The 4,051-nt window shown below is 72.2% G+C and carries 5 protein-coding genes; 1 reads left to right on the forward strand and 4 read right to left on the reverse strand.

From position 1 onward, the window contains the following. The 3 genes from hemW to rph all read right to left on the reverse strand — a co-directional run. The coding region (gene hemW, locus FV223_RS21845) for a radical SAM family heme chaperone HemW (protein ID WP_147728961.1) at window positions 1–934 on the reverse strand (934 nt) is incomplete at its 3' end. A 49-nt stretch (window positions 935–983) separates the two neighbouring features. Continuing rightward, complete coding sequence (rdgB, locus tag FV223_RS21850; RefSeq protein WP_147728962.1) at window positions 984–1,616, reverse strand: RdgB/HAM1 family non-canonical purine NTP pyrophosphatase; 633 nt, start codon at window positions 1,614–1,616, stop codon at window positions 984–986. Then, window positions 1,613–2,326: a ribonuclease PH gene (gene rph, locus FV223_RS21855; RefSeq protein ID WP_147728963.1), complete on the reverse strand. Its 714-nt coding sequence runs from the start codon at window positions 2,324–2,326 to the stop codon at window positions 1,613–1,615. The genes rdgB and rph overlap by 4 nt, the downstream gene beginning before the upstream one ends. Before the next feature lie 148 nt (window positions 2,327–2,474). Here rph and hrcA point away from each other — a divergent pair, with 148 nt between their 5' ends. Beyond that, on the forward strand, window positions 2,475–3,569 hold the full coding sequence (gene hrcA, locus FV223_RS21860; protein WP_147728964.1) for a heat-inducible transcriptional repressor HrcA: 1,095 nt from the start codon (window positions 2,475–2,477) through the stop codon (window positions 3,567–3,569). A gap of 186 nt (window positions 3,570–3,755) precedes the next feature. On the opposite strand, the gene FV223_RS32000 is transcribed toward hrcA, so the two are convergent. Continuing rightward, the coding region (locus FV223_RS32000; protein ID WP_246689756.1) for a DUF1236 domain-containing protein at window positions 3,756–4,051 on the reverse strand (296 nt) is incomplete at its 5' end.

The raw sequence follows: 4,051 nt of genomic DNA on the forward strand, positions 1-4,051 counted from the left end.
TGCCGTGGCCGTCGCGCTCGACGCGGGCGAGCCAGGCCTCCGGCGCCTTCTCGGTGACGGTGCCGAGGCGGCCGGCCTCCGTCACGAGGCGGCCATGCGCGCCGGGGCCGATGCCGGCATATTCGCCGTAGCGCCAGTACAGCAGGTTGTGGCGCGACTGCGCGCCGGCACGCGCGTGGTTCGAGATCTCGTAGGCCGGCAGGCCCGCCCGGTCGCAGACCTCCTGAGTCACGTCGTAGAGCGCGCGGGCGGTCTCGTCGTCGGGCGGCACCAGCCGGCCGGCGGCGGCGAGCCCGTAGAACGGCGTGCCGGGCTCGATGGTGAGCTGGTAGAGCGAGAGGTGCTCGGCCGCCCGGCCGATCGCCTCGGTGAGCTCGCGCCGCCACGCCGCGGCGGTCTGGTTCGGGCGCGCGTAGATCAGGTCGAACGAGCTGCGGTCGAACGCGCCCTGCGCGACCCGGATCGCGGCGAAGGCCTCCTCGGCGCTGTGCAGCCGCCCGAGGCTCTTGAGCGAAGCGTCGTCGAAGGCCTGGACGCCGAGGGAGACGCGGTTGACCCCGGCCGTGCGGTAGCCCCGGAAGCGCCCGGCCTCGACGCTGGTCGGGTTGGCCTCCAACGTGATCTCGGCGCCGGGCTCGACGCCCCAGGCTGCGGCGATGGCATCGAGGATGCCGGCGACCGTCGCGGGCTGCATCAGCGAGGGCGTGCCGCCGCCGAGGAAGATGCTCGAGACGGTGCGGCCGGGGGTGCGCCCCGCCACGTGCGCGATCTCGGCGCGGAAGGCCGCGAGGTAGCGCGCCTCGTCCACCGGCGCGTGGCGGACATGGCTGTTGAAGTCGCAATACGGGCACTTCGAGGCGCAGAAGGGCCAATGCACGTAGACGCCGAAGCCCGCATCGCGGGTCGGGTGGTCCGGGCCTGAACGGTCGGTCATCGCACGCGATGTGCTCGCGTGCGCGCCGTTTGGCAATCGCCCGATCCGTTCAGCCCGGCCGGCGCAGGCATGCGGCGGCGAGCTTCACGAAGGCACGGGCCCGGTGCGAGAGGGCGTCGCCGGTCTGCCAGTCGACCCCGTGCTTCTCCTCCGACGCGATCTCGCCGAAGGTGCGGTCGAAGCCGTCGGGCCGGAACATCGGGTCGTAGCCGAAGCCGGCCGTGCCGCGCGGCTCGACGAGGTCGCCGAAGACGCGGCCCTCGAACAGCTCGGTGTGGCCGTCGGGCCATGCCAGCACCAGGGCCGAGACGAAGTGCGCCCTCCGGTCGCTCGCCCCGCGCAGGTCCAGCTCCGCGAAGATCCGCGCCATCGCGCCGGAAAAGTCCTTGGACGCGCCGGCCCAGCGGGCGGAGAACAGCCCGGGCGCCCCATCGAGCGCATCGACGCACAGGCCCGAATCGTCGGCGAAGGCCGGCAGGCCCGCGGCGTTGGCGGCTGCGACCGCCTTGATCGCGGCGTTCTCGGAAAACATCGTGCCGGTCTCGTCGGGTTCCGCGAGCCCGAGCTCGCCGGCCGAGACCGCCTCGACGCCGAAGGGCGCGAGCAGCTCGCGCATTTCCACCAGCTTGCCGGCATTGTGGGTCGCGATCACGACCCGGCCCGAGAGGATGCGGTGGCTCATGCAATCGCCTGCTTCTGGAGGGCGACGAGGTCGGCGACGCCGCCCTTGGCGAGCCGGAGCAGCGCGAGCAGCTCGTCCTCCGAGAACGGCTTGCCCTCGGCGGTGCCCTGAACCTCGACGAGGCCGCCGGTGCCGGTGATGACGAAGTTGGCGTCGGTCTCGGCGCCCGAATCCTCGGCGTAGTCGAGGTCGAGCACGGCGGCGCCCTTGACGATGCCGCAGGAGATGGCGGCGACGTGGTCGCGCAGCGGGTCGACCGAGATCATCGAGCGGGCGCGCATCCAGGCGAAGCACTCGTGCAGCGCGACCCAGGCGCCGGTGATCGATGCCGTGCGGGTGCCGCCGTCGGCCTGGATCACGTCGCAGTCGACGGTGATCTGCTTCTCGCCCATCGCCGGCAGGTTGGTGACGGCGCGCAGCGATCGCCCGATCAGCCGCTGGATCTCCTGCGTCCGGCCCGAGGGCTTGCCGGAATTGACCTCGCGGCGGGTGCGCTCGTGCGTGGCGCGCGGCAGCATGGCGTACTCCGCCGTGATCCAGCCCTTGCCCGAGCCGCGCAGCCAGTGCGGCCCGCGCTCCTCCAGCGAGGCGGTGCACAGGACCCGGGTCTCGCCGAAGGTCACGAGGCAGGAGCCCTCCGCGTAGCGGGCGACCGAGCGCTCGAGCGTGACCTTGCGCAACTCGTCGGCCGCGCGCTTCGAAGGCCGCATGCGGCGTTCTCCTGATTCCCGAATTCGAGCGGGGTGCTTAGGCTGCGCCGCCACACGCGGCAACCCGAAGCGCCCGAGCGCCGTATGAGAAGCCCATGGATTGATCCGCAGGCTTTAGCGGGACACAATCATCGGCCAGGAACCGCGCGTGACCGAGTTTTCCCGACCCTTCTCCCAACCGCCGCAGGCGCAGGCCCTCGCCGCGCTGAACGAGCGTGCCCGCGAGATCTTCCGGCAGATCGTCGAGGGCTATCTCTCCACCGGCGAGCCGATGGGATCGCGCAACCTCGCGCGCATCCTGCCCATGACCCTGTCGCCGGCCTCGATCCGCAACGTGATGTCCGACCTGGAGCAGTCCGGGCTGATCTTCGCGCCGCACACCTCCGCCGGGCGCCTGCCGACCGAGCTGGGCCTGCGCTTCTTCGTAGACGCGATGCTCGAGCTCGGCGATGTCGGCCGCGAGGAGCAGGAGCGGATCGAGGCGCAGATGCGGGCGGCGGCCTCGCGGCACACCTTCGATTCGGCGCTGGCCGAGGCGTCGAGCCTGCTCTCGGGCATCTCGCGCGGAGCCGGCGTGGTGCTGACGACCAAGACCAACGTGCAGCTCAAGCACATCGAGTTCGTGCGGCTCGATCCGGCACGCGCCCTGGTGGTGCTCGTCTCCGACGATGGCTCGGTCGAGAACCGCCTGCTCGACCTGCCGCCGGGCCTGCCGGCGAGCGCGCTGCAGGAGGCGTCGAACTACCTCAACGCCCGCCTGCACGGCCGCACCCTCGGCGGCCTGCGCGCCGAGATCGAGGCGGGCCGCCAGGCGATGAAGCGCGAGCTCGACGCGATCACCGAGCGCCTGGTCGATGCGGGCCTCGCCGTGTCCGTCGGCCCGAGCGAGGCCCGCCAGCTCATCGTGCGCGGGCAGGCCAACCTGCTCGACGACCTCCGCGCGATCGAGGACCTCGAACGGATGCGGCTGCTGTTCTCGGACCTCGAGACGCAGAAGGACGTGATCGACCTGCTCGCCCGCGCCGAGGGTGGCGACGGGGTGCGGATCTTCATCGGCTCGGAGAACAAGCTGTTCTCGCTCTCCGGCTCGTCGCTGATCGCGGCGCCGTTCCGCGACGGCTCGCAGACCATCGTCGGCGTCGTCGGCGTGATCGGCCCGACGCGCCTGAACTACGCCCGCATCGTGCCGATGGTCGACTACACGGCGCGGGTCGTCTCGCGGATGCTCGACCGCGGGACGTAGGGCCGGGGCCGCTCGCCCGATGCGCCGCCGCGCCCCTCGGTTGGCGCGGGATGTCGGCCCGCGAAGCACATCGGGAGAGGGGGAGCGCCGTATCCGGACGACGCACCCGCCTCTCCCGACCCTTGCCGCCACGAGGCCCACCCTCCCCCGCAGAGGAGGGAGGGCAGGCCGGCGCGGGTTTTCGCCTCAGCCGCGGATCACGTCCACGATCTGGTAGGTGTCCGGATCGACGATGACGATGTCGTCGTCCACGAGGACGTAGCTGTAATCCTCGTATTCCGGTGCCAGCTCGACGATCGCCGGCGGGAGGCGGTGCAGTTCATAGCTGCGGGCGATCGCCGTGCCGACGGTGAGCGCGAAGGCGCCGGCCGCCAGGCGCGGCACGCCGCTGCGGAACAGGTCCTGGCGGAACCGGGTGCGCTCGGCGCCGCCGAGACGCCCATAGGCGCCGCGGGCCTCGCCGCCGCCGCGCGGACCGCGGG

This window comes from Methylobacterium sp. WL116 (assembly GCF_008039455.1).
Lineage (GTDB): Bacteria > Pseudomonadota > Alphaproteobacteria > Rhizobiales > Beijerinckiaceae > Methylobacterium.